Genomic DNA, 18,323 nt, shown 5'->3' with positions numbered 1-18,323 from the left:
TGGGATTAAAGGAGCTTTCCCTCTTAGCTTTCTGGAATGTTAGTGTTTATTCTGGTGACTATGAGTTAGGGAATTCTCCTCCCTATTTTAGAATGATTAAAATAAAAAAAGTGATTCGAGAAATAAGATTCTTCATATGAAATGTATTAATAATAATTGATAGCTTTTTAAAGAAGATATACATATCTCTGTCAACTTAGTATAGAGAAATAACCAAATTACAATAGTTTTTCCTGTTGGTAAAAATATAGAGGTGAGTAAATGGGAAATTATACTTCTTCAATCTTATATGATGTTGAGCCTTGTAAGAGTTCTGAACAGAATTGTATTGATGATGTAATTGCTACGTTAGCTAATTGGTTTAAGCGTAAACATTATTTAATGTACGCTAGATTATGGGATTTTGGTTTTTCTCCTGTCGATAATGGAAATCTAGGGGATGGTTTATATACAGAGTCTGGTTATTTTGTAAGTGATTTAGAAAAATATCATGGTATAAAAAGTACTATATTTGATACAGATTCATCTGATGAAGGATTTGAAATTATATTAGAACAATTATACTCGGGATTTCCTGTGGTGGTAACCATGAATGCATACTGGCTTCCTTGGGATGAGAATTATCTAAAAAATCATATTGTTCATTCATTTGTTATTGTAGGATATGAGCCCGAAGAAGACTGTTTAATTATTACCGATCCATATTTTATGGTTAAAAATGCACAACTTTCAACAGAACTTTTTCATAAGGGTTATCAAAAAGTAAGTACTTTAAAAGTTACTGAAGATGAAATCACAGACATACAATCGATTACAACCGATTTGTCAAATTGGATAAAACATATAAAAGATGAAAAACATATTTTTTCACAAATGCACCTTTTTGCTACGAAACTAATAAGTAGGTTTGATTTAAATAAAGAGACAGATGGATATTTAGACTTTAATGATGTTCCGTTATTCTCACATTTAGGTCAAGTTGTAGATGGCCGAGTGAAGTTTTCAAAAATGCTTTCGTTTCTTGGTGAGCGTTATCACTCGGACTTCCAAACTATCGCTGAATCTATGAAGACAGCAGCTGCCAATTGGGGAGTAATTCGTGGATCATTGATAAAAATGCACTTAACAAAATCAGTAACTAAAGAAGGAATAGTAAACATTTCAGATAAAATTCACCATGCTGCAGAATACGAGCAAAATTTAGCTGAACAAATAATGACATTTCTTATTTCTGTTATAGAAGGTAATACAAAGAATGTAATTATAGATTCTTCTCCATCGATGGGGACTACTAATTATGTAAAACCACTCGATGATATGGAGAGAAAGCTAGTTGATATATGGAAAGAAGTTATAGATAATCCTTGTATTGGTGTGGAAGATAATTTTTTCGCACTTGGTGGTCATTCCCTTCATGCTACTGTAATCAACGCTAAAATATGGAAAGAATTTAACGTGCAATTATCATTGGCAAATCTTTTTGAGTATCCAACAATAAGCACTTTAAGTCATTTTATTAAAAATTCAAAAGAAAATAGGTTGCAAGATATAGAAATAGTACCGGAATCTGAGGTATACCCGGTTTCATCGACTCAAAAAAGAATGATGTTATTACAAGAGATGGATGGGGCACAGATGACATACAATGTACCAAGTTGTTTTATTCTTAAAGGAACGGTGGACCGGAAAAGGATAGAATTAGTCTTTGAAAAGCTTATTAAACGCCATGAAATACTCAGAACACAGTTTGAGTGGCAGGGGGATCAGTTAGTACAGAGAGTATTAGAACAGGTAACATTTGAGCTAGAAATGATAAAGGGAGAGTATAAAGAATGGTTGCAACCATTTAATCTTTCTAAGGTTCCGTTAATGCGGGCTGGACTAAAGGGGTTAAAAGATAATAGTTATTTACTTGTAATTGACCTTCATCACATCATAACAGATGGCGTGTCTTTAAGTATATTTATGCATGATTTTAAGGCCCTATATGCTGGGGAAACATTGCCGGAAAATCGTTTGCAATATAAAGATTATGCTGTATGGGAACAAAAATTATTATCTTCAAAAGAATTTGATATCCATGAGAAATACTGGGAAGAATTATTCTCAGGGGATATACCAGTTCTTGAATTACCATATGATCGAGGTCGACCACCTGTAAAGAGTTTTGAGGGTGAACAATATAATTTCCAAGTAAACAAGGAAATTACTCGGAAAATAAAAAAAATAGCATTAGAAACTGATACGACACCTTTTATGTTACTTATGGCTACCTTCACTATTTTTCTGTACAAGCATGGGGAACAAAAGGATGTCATTATAGGATCACCAGTTGCAGGTAGGCCGCATGCTGATTTGTTACCTCTTATGGGGCTGTTTGTAAATACAATTGCATTACGTTATCAAATAAATCCAGATCAATCTTTTATTAATCACTTGAAAAAAGTGAAAAACGATACGTTAGAAGCTTTCGAACATCAGGTGTATCCATTTGATCAGTTAGTGGAAAAATTAGATCTTTCTAGAGACTTAAGCCGAAGTGCTTTATTTGATGTCATGTTTGTATTACAAAATTCGGATGAAAAACATACAGTTGTGGATGGATTAGAAATTAGCACGGAAACAAACACAGATACACTAACAAGTAAGTTTGATTTAACTCTTATTGCTGAAGAAAATAAAGATATATATGAATTCACTTTTGAATATGCTACATCTTTATTTGATAAATCAACAATAGTAGAATTTGGACGGCGATTTAACCTTCTATTAGAAGAAATAACAACTCATCCTAATGTTAGTCTAAAAGATATTCAAATGTTAACAAGTGAGGAAAAAGAACTTGTTTTATCTGCGACTCAGGAGAAAGAAAAAATAAAAATAGAGACTGATTTTAATTGGGATATAGGTTAATTGATTTCCCAGGTCTCAGAAGGAGTAATTACATGGATAATCATGAAAAAATACGTCAATACATTAAAAAAAATCTTATTATTTTTAATGCAGAGGAAACTATTGTTGCTAATGATGACAACATATTTGAAAAAGGTTATGTAAATTCGCTCTTTGCTATGCAAATGTTAAATTTCATAGAAACGGAGTTTGATATAGTAGTAGATAATGATGAACTTGATATTATTAACTTTTCTACTATTAATAATATGGTTGATCTAATTAACAAAAAGAAGAATGGGAATTTCACAGTATGAATAATGCAGAAGAGATTCTGGGAGTAGTTGATGAGTTTGCGGAAAAGAAGCTTCGGCCTCGAGCAAGTGAGTTTGAAAGTAATGAAGAGCTTCCCTATGATGTGATACAAGAAATCTCAAGTTATGGTGTATTGGGAGCAACGATACCAAAAGAATATGGTGGGCTTTCTCTTGATTCTTTAGATTATGGTCGTCTTACTGAAATCATTGGTAAAGCTTGTAATTCGGTTCGTGAATTACTTACAGTTCATGTATCTTTAGTAGGGGAGTCAATTAAAAGGTGGGGGACTGAAGAGCAAAAGAGAAAATGGTTACCTGAGATGGCAAAGGGGAACCTATTATTTTCATTTGCCCTAACTGAGCCAGAGGTTGGTTCTGATGCAAAAGCTGTTGGAACTTCCTATAAACAAGTTAATGATCATTTTATTCTTAATGGGCACAAAAAATGGATTTCTTTTGCTGACATTGCGGATTGTTTTTTAGTTTTTGCGTCTAGTGAGGGAAAAGTTAGCGCTTTTATTGTTGAACGGTCAATGACGGGTGTTTCTACAAATAAAATGAGTAAACTGTTAGCAAGTAATTCCTCGCATATAGCTGAGATTCATTTGCAAGATGTAAAGGTACCAGCTGAAAATTTGTTAGGACCAATTGGGGGTGGATGGAGTTATGTAGTTAACACAGCTCTTGATCATGGTAGATATAGTATTGCCTGGGCGGGAGTAGCCATTGCTCAAGAAGCACTAGAAGCAATGGTAGCTTATTCAAGAAGAAGAAAACAAGGAAATAAATATATATGTGAATATGAAGCAATTCAAACAATTTTAGCAGAAGCAAGTGTAAATATAAAAGCAGCTCGTTCGTTATGCCAAGAGGCTGGGAAAAAGCGTCAGGATAGACATACTGATGCTGTAATTGAAACAACCATTGCAAAATATTTTGCCTCAAAGATGGCTATGAAGGTAGCCACAGACGCTGTCCAAGTGTTTGGTGGAAACGGGTTTTCAAGAGAATATCCTGTTGAGCGTTTATTTAGGGAAGCAAAGGTTTTAGAAATTATTGAAGGTACCTCGCAGGTACTTCAGCCAATTATTGCGCAGCATGCACTTCACACTTGTTCTCAAAAGGGAGGACTTTTAAGAATATGATTTATGAATTGGTAAAAGAAAAGGATGAATTCAAACAAATATCTCCACTTCTCGTTGATTATAAGAACCATCCAATACTTAATGGTATAGCTCATGGTTACAATAAGGGACATATTTATGTGGATAATCCTAATAACCCTAGATGTGCACTTGTATGGGCAGAACAAGAAATTTTTTATTTATTAGGTGATCCTACAAGTAATTTTGTTTCAAGTCTACCAACTTTTATTAAAGAAGTAATTGCACCTGAGGCTCAGCAGATAGGGGATGACTTTTTTCAGGTTGAATTATTACCCGAATCAAAATGGAAACAGGTTGTCGAGGAACAATTGCAAATGTTTATTCCTAAACCTTACACTCGAGTAACATTTACTTTTGATCCGGAGTCTTATAATAAGTTATCTAAACCTAATATGCCTGATGAGGTAACGGTGGAACGTATTACAATCGACATGCTATCAGATAAAAAGTTCGCAATGGTACGGGATGATATTGTTGATTTTTGGGAGTCAACTCAGGATTTCATCCGAAATGGATTTGGTTATGTAGTAATGGTACATGAACAAGTTGTAACTAGTTGCTTATCGGTTTTTGCAACAGATACTGATGTGGAAATTGGAATTAATACTTATGATTTATTCCAGCGAGGTAAAGGGTATGCTTGGTTGGCTGCAAGAGCATTCTTAGATGACTGTTTAAAACAAGGAAGAACACCACATTGGAAGACAGAGGATTTTCGTATTCCATCTATTAAACTAGCGGGAAAAGTTGGATTCACAAATCTTCAAACCTATACAGCTTATGTGTTTCCTTATAACGAATTAGATAATTTCGTTTTTACCGCGTACCATCAATTAAGATACTATTCAAATTTTAATAAAGCTAGTGAGTTTGTACAAAAAGCTCGTACTATAGGAGATTTAAATGCATGGCATCACTTTTTACTTTCATGTGGTTATTCATTAATTGATAGAATCGATCTTTCGTTAAAGCATATGAATCTGGCACTAGATCTAGGATGGAATGATGTATCAGATATTCGCTATGTAGTTGATTTAGTGAATTTAAGAAAAACTGAAGAGGGACGAGCTTTATTAGATAGAGTTGAAGATAGCTTAAGATGAAAATAAGGGAGATAAAAAGATGAATATTGTATTTATGTTTCCTGGCGTAGGATCCCATTATTCTGGAATGGGTAAGTACCTTTATGAAAACTTCCCTGTAGCACGTGAGATATTTGAAGAAGCAAGTGACACTCTAAAAATAGACATGGCTTCCCTTTGTATGGAGAAGATATACAAAGCTGACCTTGAAAAGTTACAAAATTCACAGACTGCTTTAGTAACAACTAGCATGGCAGCTTTTCGAGTTTTTGAACAGGAAATAGGCAATAAACCAGAGGCAATGATTGGATATTCTTTGGGAGAATATACAGCTCTATGTGCTTCTGGAGCAATTGCATTTTCAGATACCTTAAAATTAGTACAAGAACGTAGTACGATTTTGAGTAGCTATGCATTGACTATAGATGGAACTATGGCATGGGTTAACAATCTTGCTCCAGAAATTGTTGAAGGTATTTGTTCAGAATTGTTAACCAAGGGACAGGAAGTATATATATCGGCTTATGACACTCCAAATAAAACATCAATTTCTGGTACAAACTCTGCGGTTCAGTTAGCTTGTGAAATGGTAGTAGAGCATGGGGGAATTGCAATCCCCCTTAAATTAAGTGGGCCATTTCATTCTCCTATGATGCAACCTGCTGCTGAAAAATATAAGAGTGTACTAGAAAATATAGATATGAAACAGCCATTAGTACCTGTCATAGCGAATCATGATAGTTCAATGTATAAAGGTGTGGAAAATATAAGAGAAAACCTTTACTTACAATTAATAAAGCCTGTGAAATGGTTGGACATGATTCACTATCTAATGAATCAAGGGTCTATGAAAGCTATTGAAATGGGACCAAAGGAAGTCTTGAAGTATCTTCTGCAAGCTATTAACCCTGCTATATCGACATGTAATTATGAAAGGGAGAAAGATATCCTAAATACAAAAAATTCTTTTACATTACAAGAATCTGATTATGAAGAAGTTATATCAGGGTGTTTAACTGTAGTTGTAAGTACAAAAAATTATAATACAGATTTAAGTGATTATCAGAAAAAGGTAGTACTCCCATTTCAAAAGGTCCAAAGTCAATTGGAAGAAAAAATTAATTCGGGGTATTCAGTGGAGAAAAGTGATGTAGAAGAAGCAATCCAAATGATGAAAACAGCACTTACTGAAAAACAGATTAAAGAGAGAGAACAAAAACGTTACCTGCAAAGAGTTCTTCAATGTAAAAGTTTTTAGATATAAATTATAAATATATTAAGGGAGCGATGATGGATAAATGTTCAAGAAAATTGGTATTGTAGGTGCTGGAACAATGGGGATCGGCATGGCAGTAGATTTAGTGCTGCATGGTCTAGAAACGGTATTAATTGATGTTACAGAAGAGCAGTTAGAAATAGCGGAAGAGAAAATATTAGAGACAGTTCGCTTTGCTCCTCTAATTAATAAAGCATTTCCTAGAATGCATAAGGAAGAAGTACTTTCGTTAATAAGTAGCACTACTAATCTTGATGAAGTGGCTGAATGTGATTATATAGTAGAAAATGTTCCAGAAAACTGGCAAATTAAAGAGCCGATCTATAGAAGATTAGATGAGATATGTAAAAAGGATACAATTTTTGGAGTCAATACGTCTTGTATCTCAATAACAAAAGTAGGAGGAGTAACAAAGCGTCCAGATAAAATAATAGGAATGCATTTTATGAATCCGGTATATATGAAACCATCTATAGAAGTTATTAGAGGGTATTTAACTTCAGATGAAACGGTCGAAAAAGCTCAATCTTTCCTCAAACAATTAGATAAAGATGCAATTGTTGTTAATGATCAGACTGGTTTTGTTTCTAACCGTATCTCCCACTTATTCATGAATGAATCAGCTTGGGTTGTAATGGATGGTGTAGCAACACCTAAACAGGTAGATGATATATTTAAAAAATGCTTTGGACACACAATGGGTCCATTAGAAACAGCAGATTTAATTGGGTTAGATACAGTATTACATTCATTAAATGTACTTTATGAGGAATATCAAGATCCAAAGTTTAGATGTTGTCCATTACTTAAAAAGATGGTGGATGCAGGTGAATGTGGTAGAAAGAGTGGTAAAGGTTTTTACGCTTATTAAAATTAAAAATTACAAATAGGGGTGTATAAAATGCAAGATAAAAATTTAGAACAAATTATTCATATGTATATTCAAGATCATGTAGGTATTGAATTTAATGATGATACTGAGATTTTTGAAGAAGGATTAGTTAATTCTTTATTTGCAATCCAATTGATGACTTTTCTTGAAAAAGAATTTGCCATAAAGGTAACTATGGATGACTTAGATATGGATAACTATAAGTCTGTAAATTCTATTGGTAATTTTATAAGAAATAAGCAAATGGTTCGGTAATGGACATGAAACAATACTTAGAGCCATCTCAATATAAAATGTATCAGAATTTTTTGGATTTTGTTTGTGAAAATATAGAACCTCACGCTAATAGTTGGGAGATTGAACAGGGCATTCCATCAGACATAATAAAGACTTGTGCTAAAAATGGTTATTTAGGTGGAACACTTCCAGCGGAGTATGGTGGATTAGAGTGGGATTATGTAACGTATGGGTTATTTACTGAAGCGATAGCAAGAGGTAGTGTCTCTCTTTCGGGATTATTTAATGTCCATACGATGGTAACAGAAACGATTTTAAAATGGGGAACAGAAAATCAAAAAAATCAGTGGTTACCATTACTTGCATCTGGTAATCAAATAGCTGCATTAGCTCTTACTGAACCTGGAGCAGGATCAGATTTAAATATGATTAAAACGAACTTCGATCAACACGGGGATAAATTAATACTTAATGGAGTGAAGAAGTGGATCACTTTTGGTGCAGCTGCTGATGTGTTTTTGGTATTTGGAAAACTAAATGGTGAACAACCAATTGCCTGTTTAGTACCAAAAGATAGTGTGGGTGTAAATGTTACTCATATAAGAGACATGCTTGGATTTAAAGCTGCATATTTGGCAGAAATTGAATTCAATAATGTAGAAATATCTTTAGAAAATATCATTGGTAGACCAGGATTTGCTTTTACTTACCTTGCACCGTATGCTTTAGAATTTGGACGTATTTCAATTGCCTTTGCTGCTCTTGGTGTATTACGTACTTGTTTAGAAATCTGTGGGAATCATGTATTACATAGAAGCGCATTTGGTAACTCTCTAATTGATCATGGCATGATTTCACATATGGTTACGGATATGGGAGTAGATTTAGAAGCTTCTATACTCCTTAGTTTAGAAGCTTGTAAGGCCAAAAATGAACATCGAGCTGATGCTACTGAAAAGATTATGATTGCAAAATATTTTGCATCGCGCTCAGGTACAAGGCATTCAACGAATGCTGTACAGATTATGGGAGCACTTGGTTGTAATGATAATTATTCAATATCAAGGTGCTTTAGAGATTCTAAAACAATGGAGATCGTTGAGGGGAGTAATCAGATTCATCAGTTATTACTTGGTAAGGGATTTGCTAAAAAAGCGAAACGTGCCATTGAAAAAATACCTGTAACTAAAGGAGTGATACAACCCGGATGAGTACATGTATACAAAAGCTGTTTGAAGAACAAGTAGTCCGTACGCCAGATGAGGTTGCTGTTATCTTTAAAAAAGAAACATTAACCTATAAGGAATTAAATGAAAAAAGTAACCAATTAGCTCGTCTTTTACGTGAAGGTGGAGTTGGTCCAGATACAGTTGTAGGTATTATGGTAGAGCGATCTATCGAAATGGTTGTCGGAATTTTCGGGATATTGAAAGCGGGCGGAGCATATCTTCCGCTTTCCCCGAATCATCCATCATCACGATTACAATTCATTATAGAAGATAGCGGTGCTAAATTAATACTTACGCAAAAGCAAATTCTACATCGTTTTCAAGATAGTTTGAAAGCTGATATGTTGGCTTTAGATTCGATTTCCTATGAAGGAAAGGGTGAAAATCTAGAGTGTATTAACAAACCCTCTGATCTTGTGTACGTAATATACACTTCCGGTTCAACCGGGAAACCTAAGGGTGTTATGATTGAGCATTCGGCCTTAATAAATCGAATTGAGTGGATGCAAGAGGCTTATCCAATTAGTTCAAAGGATACTATATTACAAAAGACCCCTTATACATTTGATGTATCCGTATGGGAGATGTTCTGGTGGGCCATAGTTGGAGCCAAAGTATGTATTCTTGCGCCGGGGATGGAGAAGTTTCCACAGGCTATTATTGAGACAACTGAAAGTAATGACGTGACAATTATGCATTTTGTACCATCTATGTTAAGTGCATTTTTACACTATCTTGATGTGACAGGTGAAACTAACCGAATAAAATCGTTGAAACAAGTATTTGTTAGTGGTGAGGCACTACTGTCTCAACATGTAAACCGTTTTAACAAGCTGCTAAATTTCTCTAATGGTACACTTCTTACTAATCTGTACGGGCCTACTGAAGCAACCATTGATGTGACTGCTTATGATTGTCCGACACATGAGATTACAGAAGGGAGCGTTCCAATAGGGCGACCAATTAAGAATATTGAGATGTTTGTTGTTGATAAATATGGTAATAAACTTCCGGAAGGCCATATAGGAGAATTATGTATCTCAGGTATAGGATTAGCACGTGGATATGTAAATAGGCCGCAATTAACGGCAGAAAAGTTTGTACAATATTCCCTTGATACCCGTATATATAAAACCGGTGACTTAGCTTTAATAAGATCGGATGGGAATATTGAGTTTCATGGAAGAATTGATTTTCAAGTTAAAGTTAATGGGCTTCGTATTGAGTTAGGGGAAATAGAATCGTGTTTAATGTCTTGTGAAGGAGTTTTACAATGTGCGGTAATTGTAAGACAAGAATCTGAGATGGTAGTTAAGTTAATAGCTTTCTATGAGTCAGAAAATGATATTGAGTTAGAGAGGTTAAAAAAATATCTACGCTTATTTTTACCAGATTATATGATACCTAACAGTTTTGTACGTGTAAATGAAATGCCATTAACGGATAGCGGAAAGATAGATAGAAAAGCACTTGCCTTATTAGGTTCCGATAAATATTCACACCATACCACACTTGTAGGAGGTTCTGTTAATGAGGAAAGCAGTAAAGATTCATAAAGAAGATATTGAAGATGTAATCGCCCTTACACCAGTGCAGGAAGGTATTCTTTATCATTATTTGAAAGAACCCGAAGGAAAGCTATATCATGAAGAACTTCGACTTTGTTTAACTGGAAAAATTAATATTCCAAAGTTTGAAGAGGCGTGGAATTATGTAACGCGGGAAAATGAAATGCTGCGTACAATTTTTCGATGGGAAAAAGTTAAACAACCTGTACAACTTATACTAAAAGAGCATACTCCGAACATTATATATAGTGATGGTAAAGTCTCTAATGATACAGAGAGCTTTGATTTACAAACAGTTCCCTTTTCTATCGAACTGTGCCACTTGAACGAAGGCGAATATGAAATGGTTTTACGTCATCATCATATTTTGTTTGATGGTTGGAGTAATAGTATTATTTTACAAGAGTTTATTAAGGTATATCGAGAGTTAATAAAGGGAGATGTACCATCATCTAAAAATAAAAAGAAATTTAAAGAATATATACTATGGCAACAAAAACAAGATAAATCAAAACAAAAGCTTTTTTGGGAACAATATTTAAATGAATTGACTGAACAAATAAATTTATCCAATAAAAATTCTAATCAACTAAAAAAAGCAAAAACATATGTAAAAGAGATAGATAAAGAGCGAAGTGATAGATTTCGAAGTTTTGCAAGTAATCAAGGTGTAACATTGGCTACATTATTCTATACAGCCTGGGGTCTATTACTACAAAGGTACAAAAATTCAGAGGACGTAATATTCGGTACAACAGTATCCGGGCGTTCAATTCCAATGCACGGTCTGAGTGACATGGTAGGTTTATTTATAAATACACCACCACTTCGTGTAAGTGCTGATGGGAGAATGACTGTTTCAGATCTTTTACAAAGAATTCAAAGTGATGTCCAAAGAAGAACTGAATATGAAACGACTCCAATTGTTGATTTAAACGTGTCATTTGACACTATTATGGTAGTTGAGAATTATCCTCTTGATATAGAAAAGCTGAAAGAAATTGATGAAAGTGTAAGAATTTCAGGTTATGAAGTAAATGAAATGACCAACTATGATTTAACCGTCTCAATAGAGTGTTTCGATTCTATTAAACTTGCAATGATGTGGCCTGAAGATGTATTTGATGAATCCATTATTACCAGTATAACTAACCATTTTATACAGCTATTAGATTCAATGCTTTTAGATGAAGGACAACCAATACAAACTCTTAAAATGTTAGATGAGGCAGAAGAAAAGTTTTTGCTTCAAGGTGGTCAAAATCAAAGTGCTACATTCCCACACACAACACTTCATCAATTAATTGAGATGCAAGCTGAAAAGCATCCCGAGAGAGTAGCACTTACATTTGAGAATAGTGAGATGACTTATGGAGAGTTGAATGAGCGTGCGGATAAAGTGGCATTTGCTCTTCTAAAAGAAGGTGTAACTTTAGATTCTCCAGTAGCTGTAATGTTGGATTACTCATTTAATATGATTATCTCTCTACTTGGTATTTTAAAAGCAGGTGGGGCTTATGTTCCAATCGATCCTGATTATCCGCAGGAACGAATTGATTTTATTCTTCAAGATAGTGGTTCAAATGTAATAATAACCTCAAATTTATTTGAGGATAAAGTTAAATTTGATAGCACAATACTTTTTATTGAAGAACTTAATAAGACACCGATGCAAGATTTCGAGAGAGTAGATGTTGCTCCAAATAATTTAGCATATGTCATTTATACTTCTGGAACAACAGGACGTCCTAAAGGGGTTATGATTGAACATAGTAATGTAATACAACTTGTCATGCATCAACCAAATAGTTTTAAATTCTCTAGTAATGATGTGTGGTTACTATTTCATTCTTTCTGTTTTGATATGTCAGTTTGGGAGATATTTGGATCACTTACTTATGGTGGACGTCTTGTCCTTGCAACAAAAGAAACAATCCGTGATACGTATAAACTTGCTCAGTTGATTGCAGATGAGGGAGTAACGGTATTGAATCAAACTCCATCTGCATTCTATGTTTTTCAACAAGTAGTTGAAGAGATGCCTAAACTTGCTTTTAAAATTAGGTTAATTACATTTGGAGGGGAAATGTTGAAGCCAGGTTTACTGCAAAGTTGGTTTAAGCGTTCACCTAATACGGTCATAGTAAATATGTATGGAATAACTGAGACGACAGTACATGTTACTTATAAGGAAATTGGAGAAAAAGAAATGCACAGTAATCTTAGTGCTATAGGCGTGCCTCTTCCTACGTATTCGTGCTATGTATTTGACAAACATATGAATCCTACACCTAAGGGAATGCAAGGGGAACTTTATGTTGGAGGACATGGAGTTGCGCGGGGATATCTAAAGCGTCCTGAACTAAACAGTGAACGTTTTATACAGAATCCTTATAATCCAAGTGAAAGATTATATAGATCAGGAGATTTAGTTCGTATTCTTGAAAATGGTGAGATGGAGTATATAGGTCGTAGTGATCATCAAGTGAAGATACGTGGTTATCGAATCGAAACAGGAGAAATAGAACATCATTTACAACAGCATGCGGATGTGAAGGAAGCGGTAGTTTTATCTATTGCTTTTGGAGAGGAGCAAGAACTGTGTGCTTATATACTAACTGATCAAGATATATCTCAAAATGAATTACGTTATTATCTTACTGACAAAATACCTTCGTATATGATACCTATGTATTTTGTGCTTTTAAGTGAAATGCCATTAACTACGAATGGAAAAGTTAATCGTCGTGCTTTACCTAAGCCTACTAAGTTAGTACAACCAAATGATTTGCTAGATGAGCTTGAAACAACAGTAGCTGATGTTTGGAAGGAAGTTTTGGGGTTAGAAAAAGTAGGATTGTATGATAATTTCTTTGATGTTGGAGGGAACTCCTTAAAAATGGTTCGATTGTTCTCTCGTTTACGAAGCAAGTTTGAAAAAGAACTTACAATGCCTATGTTATTCCGATACCCAACGGTTCATGATCAAGCTTCCTACTTTAGAAGTGATAATGATATGGACCGCCAACCTGAAGAAGTTAAGAAAGAAAATCTTTTATCTATGAATAAAAATGATGTAGCAGTGGTTGGTATGGCGGTTCGTATGCCAGGCGCTTCTAATCTTAAGCAATTCTGGTCAAATTTAGAACAAGGGATAGAATCCATTCGAACATTTACAGATGAAGAGCTTAGTGAGATGGGCATACCAAAAGAAGTGATTCAAAAGCCTAATTATATAAAATCTAAAGGGTATTTAGAAGATGTAGATGCATTTGATAATGAATTTTTTGATTACAGTCTAAAAGAAGCTGAAATGATGGATCCACAACTGCGTATACTTCATGAATGCGCATGGGAAGCACTAGAACAAGCAGGTGAGGTTAATTCTTCTCATATGAATACAGGAGTTTATGTTGGAGGATCACCAAATTTCCACTGGCTTCGTTCTATTGCTAGTGAATCTTCTAATACATTAGATGATTTCCAAGCAATGTTGTTAAACGAAAAAGATTTCTTTGCTACTCGATTGGCTTATAAATTAAATCTAAAAGGACCAGCGATTACAGTACAAACTGCTTGTTCTACCTCCTTAGTTGCTATTCAAAACGCATGGGCAGATCTTATCGATGGACGATGCGATATAGCCTTGGCCGGGGGAGTAAGTATAACTTATCCAACAAAAACAGGATATTTATATGAAGATGGTATGATTTTCTCACCAGATGGACATTGTCGAGCTTTTGATAAGGATGCGCAAGGAACAGTAGGTGGAAATGGTGCTGGTATTGTAGTACTGAAAAGGTTAGAGGACGCTCTTCGAGATGGGAATTTAATACATGGAGTTATTAAAGGAGCTGCAGTAAACAATGATGGGTCCAATAAGGCTGGATTTACAGCGCCAGGGGTGGATGGACAAGCTGCTGTTATAAAATCAGCTCATGAAATAGCTGGTGTTAAGCCTGAAGAAATCTCATATATAGAAACTCATGGTACTGGTACGCAACTAGGTGATCCTATAGAAGTAGAAGCATTGAAGTTAGCTTTTGGTAAGCAAGAACCAGGTAGAGTTTTAATTGGATCAGTGAAGACGAACATTGGACATTTAGATGCTGCAGCAGGAGTTGGAGGATTTATAAAGACGGTCTTAGCTTTGAAAAACAAGAAAATTCCGCCGAGCCTTCATTATAATAACCCAAACCCTAGCATTGATTTTGGGAAAAATCCGTTTCGTGTAAATACGGAACTTATCCCATGGAAAGAAGAGGTAAGAAGAGCGGGTGTTAGTTCGTTTGGGATGGGTGGAACTAATGCACATATAGTGTTAGAGTCTGTTCCTGACAATGCTAAGAATTTTGAAAAACAATCTTGGAACTTATTAACTGTTTCAGCAAAAACAGAGGAATCTTTAGATAAAGCTACTAACGATCTATTATTGCATTTGAAGGAGAATCCAGAGATATCACTATCTGATACAGCTTATACATTACAAAAAGGTCGTCGTGAATTTCCATATAGAACTGCAGTAGTTGCTAATGGAATAGAGGGTGCCATAGAAAAACTTGGTGATACGGGACTAGAGAAAACAAACGCAATGGAGAGTAGACCTTTAGCCTTTCTTTTTTCAGGGCAAGGATCACAGTATATCAATATGGGTAGAGATTTATATGAAAATGAACCTGTATTTCGTGAACACGTTGATCAAGGTTTAGCCTTACTCTCAAATTGGCTAGATATAGAAATGAAAAATATTTTGTATCCTACAAAGGAGACAGAGGATAAAGCAACTGAACAGTTAAATAGAACTTTAATGACGCAACCTCTACTATTCATTATTGAATATGCATTAGCAAAGCTTCTAATGAATTGGGGAGTTTATCCAAGGGTCATGTTTGGCCATAGTATTGGTGAGTTTGTAGCAGCTTGTTTAGCAGAAGTAATGTCTTATGAAGATGCATTACATTTAGTAATGATTAGAGGGAAGTTAATGAATAGCGTACCAGAAGGCGCTATGCTAAGTGTAAATTTATCTGTTGAAGAATTACAAACCTATATAACAGATGATGTAGATATAGCAGCTGTAAATTCCTCTCAACATTCAGTAATTTCTGGTACTGTACTTTCAATCAATAAAATTGAGGAATTACTTTTAAATCATGGAGTAAAGACAACGCGTCTATTTACTTCGCATGCTTTCCATTCTCGAATGATGGATGAAGTTCTAGATTCATTTGAGCAAGCTGTAGGAAATATAAAATTATCAAGTCCTAAAATACCTTATATATCTAATGTTACAGGTGAAATGATTACAGCAAATCAAGCCACATCACCTTCTTATTGGGCACAGCATCTACGAAGTACTGTTCAATTTTCAAAGGGATTATCTGAAATTTTTCATTTGAAAAATGTAATTTGCCTTGAGATTGGCCCAGGTAATGCATTATCAACTTTTGTATTAAAACATTTAAATAGAAGTAAAGATCAATTGGCTTTAAACATGTTACGTCATCCTCTTGATAAATCAAATGACTTCGAGCATTTATGCAAGCAAATGGGACGGTTATGGATGCAAGGTGGAACTATAAATTGGAATACTTTTAATAACAGTGAGAATAAAAGTTTATTAGATTTACCAACGTATCCTTTCATGAAAAAACGATTTAAAGCTGATCCATTTTTTAATATTCAATCTCAGAGTTTAACTCAGGAAACAAGAGGCCATAATAAACAGGCTAATATTAAAGACTGGTTTTATTTGCCTTCTTGGGAACGCAAAACATTAAAATCTATACAAATAAAGAAAGAACAAAAATATAAATGGCTTATTTTCAATGATCATCTAAATCGATTCAATCGACTGATAGAAAAATTAAAAAGAGAAGGTCATGATGTAATTGAAGTTAAAACAGGTGGTATTTTCTCTGAAAAGTCCGACTGTTTATATACGATATGTCCATCTCAAAAAATGCATTATGAAATGCTATTTTCAGAATTAGAACAAAAAGATTTATTACCAAATAAGATTATACATGCTTGGAGCTTTAATCCAGTTAATGAGGTTATTCTCGATCAAGAGAGAATTGAACGGTCAATGGATGAAGGATATTATTCGTTACTTTACATTGCACAAGCAATTGGGAAAATTAATTATGAAGGAGCATTACAGTTAAATATTTTTACTGACCGTATGTTTGAAGTTACAGGTACAGAGCTGAATTTAAAACCAGAGCAAGCTACAATTCTAGGCTTTTCAAAAATATGCAATCTTGAGTTTCAAAATATAAAATGTCGTACCATTGATATGGATACAGATTCTCAACAAATGTTTGAAGAAGCGGGTTTAATGGAGAGTTTTGTGGATTCTACTGATATAGTTGTAGCTTATCGAGGACGTCATCGATGGGCGCAAACGATTATTCAAAGTCCTTTTGAGGAAGAAGATGTAGAAATTGATAGATTACGAGAGAGTGGCGTCTATCTAATTACTGGTGGACTTGGTGGAATTGGATTTGAAATTGCAAAAGATTTAGCTAATAGAGTACCAAATGTCAAACTTATATTGATTGGCCGCTCAGAGTTCCCACCTCGTAATCAATGGGAACAGTACCTAGAAAATAAAGACGAGCGTGTAAGCCGAGTTATTTCTGATTTGTTAACAATGGAGTCTCAAGGTGCAGAATACATGATCCTAAGTGCAGATGTTTCCAATCAAGATGATATGAAACAGGCAATTGAAAAGGCTAAATCTCGCTTTGGTTCTATTAATGGCGTAATTCATGCAGCAGGTGTCGCTGATTATCTAGGTATTATGATGAATCGTGAAAAAGAATCTAATAATAAAATTTTAGCTCCGAAAATTAAAGGTACACTAGTACTCGATGCTTTATTAAAAGATGAACCAATTGATTTCTTCGTACTATGTTCATCAATTGGTAATGTGGCGTATCATATGAAATTTGGTCAGAGTGGTTATAATGCAGCGAATGAATTTTTAGATGCATTTGCATTTTATAAGTGGGCTCATGATGGAGTGTTCACTGTAGCTATTAACTGGCCAGATTGGCAAGAGGTGGGTATGTCACTTAAGTCTGCTGAAATATGGGCAAAGCAATTTAATATGGATATGGAAAGTGTATTACATGATGGTGTAACTGTAGAAGAGGGCTTAAAAGTATTCCGTAGTATTATCAATAGAAATCAACAACAAGTTGTGGTTTCTCCAATAGATTTACATTGGAAACTTTTAAATGGTGCCAACTATTATAATGAACTATTGGAAAAAGGAAGTAAGAATAGATTAAAGCAGAATCGTTCAGATGTTTCCACAACGTATAGACCACCAACTAATGAAATTGAACAACAATTATACGAATTATTAAAAGATATGTTTGGAATCGAAGAAATAGGAATTTACGATAATTTCTTCGATCTAGGAATGAGTTCTTTAGATCTTGTTCGTATTAATGTGAAATTAAAAGAGGCCTTTAAACGAGACTTACCTATAGTTGTTCTTTATGAGCATACGTCAATTAAATCTCTTGCTAAATATTTAAGTAATCAAGAAGTAAATAACAATTTAACAAATAAAAAAGAGTTATTGAAAGCGAAATCGGTTATGAAAAATACATTATCTGCTTTAAAAAGTAGAAAGTAGTAAAGGGAGGGGA

At 34.4% G+C, this 18,323-nt stretch carries 10 protein-coding genes; all 10 read left to right on the top strand.

Going from position 1 to position 18,323, the window contains the following annotated elements; translation table 11 throughout:
* Window positions 1-261 precede the first annotated feature (261 nt).
* The 10 genes from ACUN13_RS22315 to ACUN13_RS22270 are packed head-to-tail and all read left to right on the top strand — an operon-like array spanning window position 262 to window position 18,310.
* The gene (locus tag ACUN13_RS22315; RefSeq protein ID WP_409532319.1) at window positions 262-2,913 is read left to right on the top strand and encodes a condensation domain-containing protein; all 2,652 of its coding nucleotides are present in this window, start codon (window positions 262-264) and stop codon (window positions 2,911-2,913) included.
* Window positions 2,914-2,945: 32 nt separating this feature from the next.
* The gene (locus ACUN13_RS22310; protein WP_000368639.1) at window positions 2,946-3,209 is read left to right on the top strand and encodes an acyl carrier protein; all 264 of its coding nucleotides are present in this window, start codon (window positions 2,946-2,948) and stop codon (window positions 3,207-3,209) included.
* The gene (locus tag ACUN13_RS22305; RefSeq protein ID WP_088346296.1) at window positions 3,206-4,354 is read left to right on the top strand and encodes an acyl-CoA dehydrogenase family protein; all 1,149 of its coding nucleotides are present in this window, start codon (window positions 3,206-3,208) and stop codon (window positions 4,352-4,354) included. The genes ACUN13_RS22310 and ACUN13_RS22305 overlap by 4 nt, the downstream gene beginning before the upstream one ends.
* On the top strand, window positions 4,351-5,478 hold the full coding sequence (locus ACUN13_RS22300; RefSeq protein ID WP_088346294.1) for a GNAT family N-acetyltransferase: 1,128 nt from the start codon (window positions 4,351-4,353) through the stop codon (window positions 5,476-5,478). The genes ACUN13_RS22305 and ACUN13_RS22300 overlap by 4 nt, the downstream gene beginning before the upstream one ends.
* A 19-nt stretch (window positions 5,479-5,497) precedes the next feature.
* A complete protein-coding gene (locus ACUN13_RS22295) occupies window positions 5,498-6,715 on the top strand; it encodes an ACP S-malonyltransferase (protein WP_061884892.1) in 1,218 nt (405 codons plus the stop codon).
* Between the two features lie 40 nt (window positions 6,716-6,755).
* Window positions 6,756-7,604, top strand: coding sequence for a 3-hydroxyacyl-CoA dehydrogenase NAD-binding domain-containing protein (locus ACUN13_RS22290; protein WP_088346292.1), 849 nt, complete (start codon window positions 6,756-6,758; stop codon window positions 7,602-7,604).
* 30 nt (window positions 7,605-7,634) lie between these two features.
* Window positions 7,635-7,880: an acyl carrier protein gene (locus ACUN13_RS22285; protein WP_001152970.1), complete on the top strand. Its 246-nt coding sequence runs from the start codon at window positions 7,635-7,637 to the stop codon at window positions 7,878-7,880.
* The gene (locus tag ACUN13_RS22280; RefSeq protein WP_409532318.1) at window positions 7,880-9,073 is read left to right on the top strand and encodes an acyl-CoA dehydrogenase family protein; all 1,194 of its coding nucleotides are present in this window, start codon (window positions 7,880-7,882) and stop codon (window positions 9,071-9,073) included. Before ACUN13_RS22285 ends, ACUN13_RS22280 begins: the two co-directional genes overlap by 1 nt.
* Window positions 9,070-10,647, top strand: coding sequence for a zwittermicin A synthase ZmaJ (zmaJ, locus tag ACUN13_RS22275; RefSeq protein ID WP_025686627.1), 1,578 nt, complete (start codon window positions 9,070-9,072; stop codon window positions 10,645-10,647). The genes ACUN13_RS22280 and zmaJ overlap by 4 nt, the downstream gene beginning before the upstream one ends.
* Window positions 10,622-18,310, top strand: coding sequence for an amino acid adenylation domain-containing protein (locus tag ACUN13_RS22270; RefSeq protein ID WP_445423958.1), 7,689 nt, complete (start codon window positions 10,622-10,624; stop codon window positions 18,308-18,310). Before zmaJ ends, ACUN13_RS22270 begins: the two co-directional genes overlap by 26 nt.
* Window positions 18,311-18,323: the final 13 nt, after the last annotated feature.

The sequence above is a fragment of the Bacillus cereus group sp. Bce041 genome, from assembly GCF_052646455.1.
The sequence above is the reverse complement of the archived record's forward strand: the minus strand, read 5'-3'. Positions and strand labels throughout refer to the sequence as shown.

What these genes read in the sequence shown, in the direction of transcription:
- ACUN13_RS22270 (WP_445423958.1), top strand. Translation starts at nt 10,622, where the DNA reads ATGAGGAAAGCAGTAAAGATTCATAAAGAAGATATTGAAGATGTAATC.
- ACUN13_RS22295 (WP_061884892.1), top strand. Translation starts at nt 5,498, where the DNA reads ATGAATATTGTATTTATGTTTCCTGGCGTAGGATCCCATTATTCTGGA.
- ACUN13_RS22310 (WP_000368639.1), top strand. Translation starts at nt 2,946, where the DNA reads ATGGATAATCATGAAAAAATACGTCAATACATTAAAAAAAATCTTATT.
- ACUN13_RS22305 (WP_088346296.1), top strand. Translation starts at nt 3,206, where the DNA reads ATGAATAATGCAGAAGAGATTCTGGGAGTAGTTGATGAGTTTGCGGAA.
- ACUN13_RS22280 (WP_409532318.1), top strand. Translation starts at nt 7,880, where the DNA reads ATGGACATGAAACAATACTTAGAGCCATCTCAATATAAAATGTATCAG.
- ACUN13_RS22285 (WP_001152970.1), top strand. Translation starts at nt 7,635, where the DNA reads ATGCAAGATAAAAATTTAGAACAAATTATTCATATGTATATTCAAGAT.
- ACUN13_RS22290 (WP_088346292.1), top strand. Translation starts at nt 6,756, where the DNA reads ATGTTCAAGAAAATTGGTATTGTAGGTGCTGGAACAATGGGGATCGGC.
- ACUN13_RS22300 (WP_088346294.1), top strand. Translation starts at nt 4,351, where the DNA reads ATGATTTATGAATTGGTAAAAGAAAAGGATGAATTCAAACAAATATCT.
- ACUN13_RS22315 (WP_409532319.1), top strand. Translation starts at nt 262, where the DNA reads ATGGGAAATTATACTTCTTCAATCTTATATGATGTTGAGCCTTGTAAG.
- zmaJ (WP_025686627.1), top strand. Translation starts at nt 9,070, where the DNA reads ATGAGTACATGTATACAAAAGCTGTTTGAAGAACAAGTAGTCCGTACG.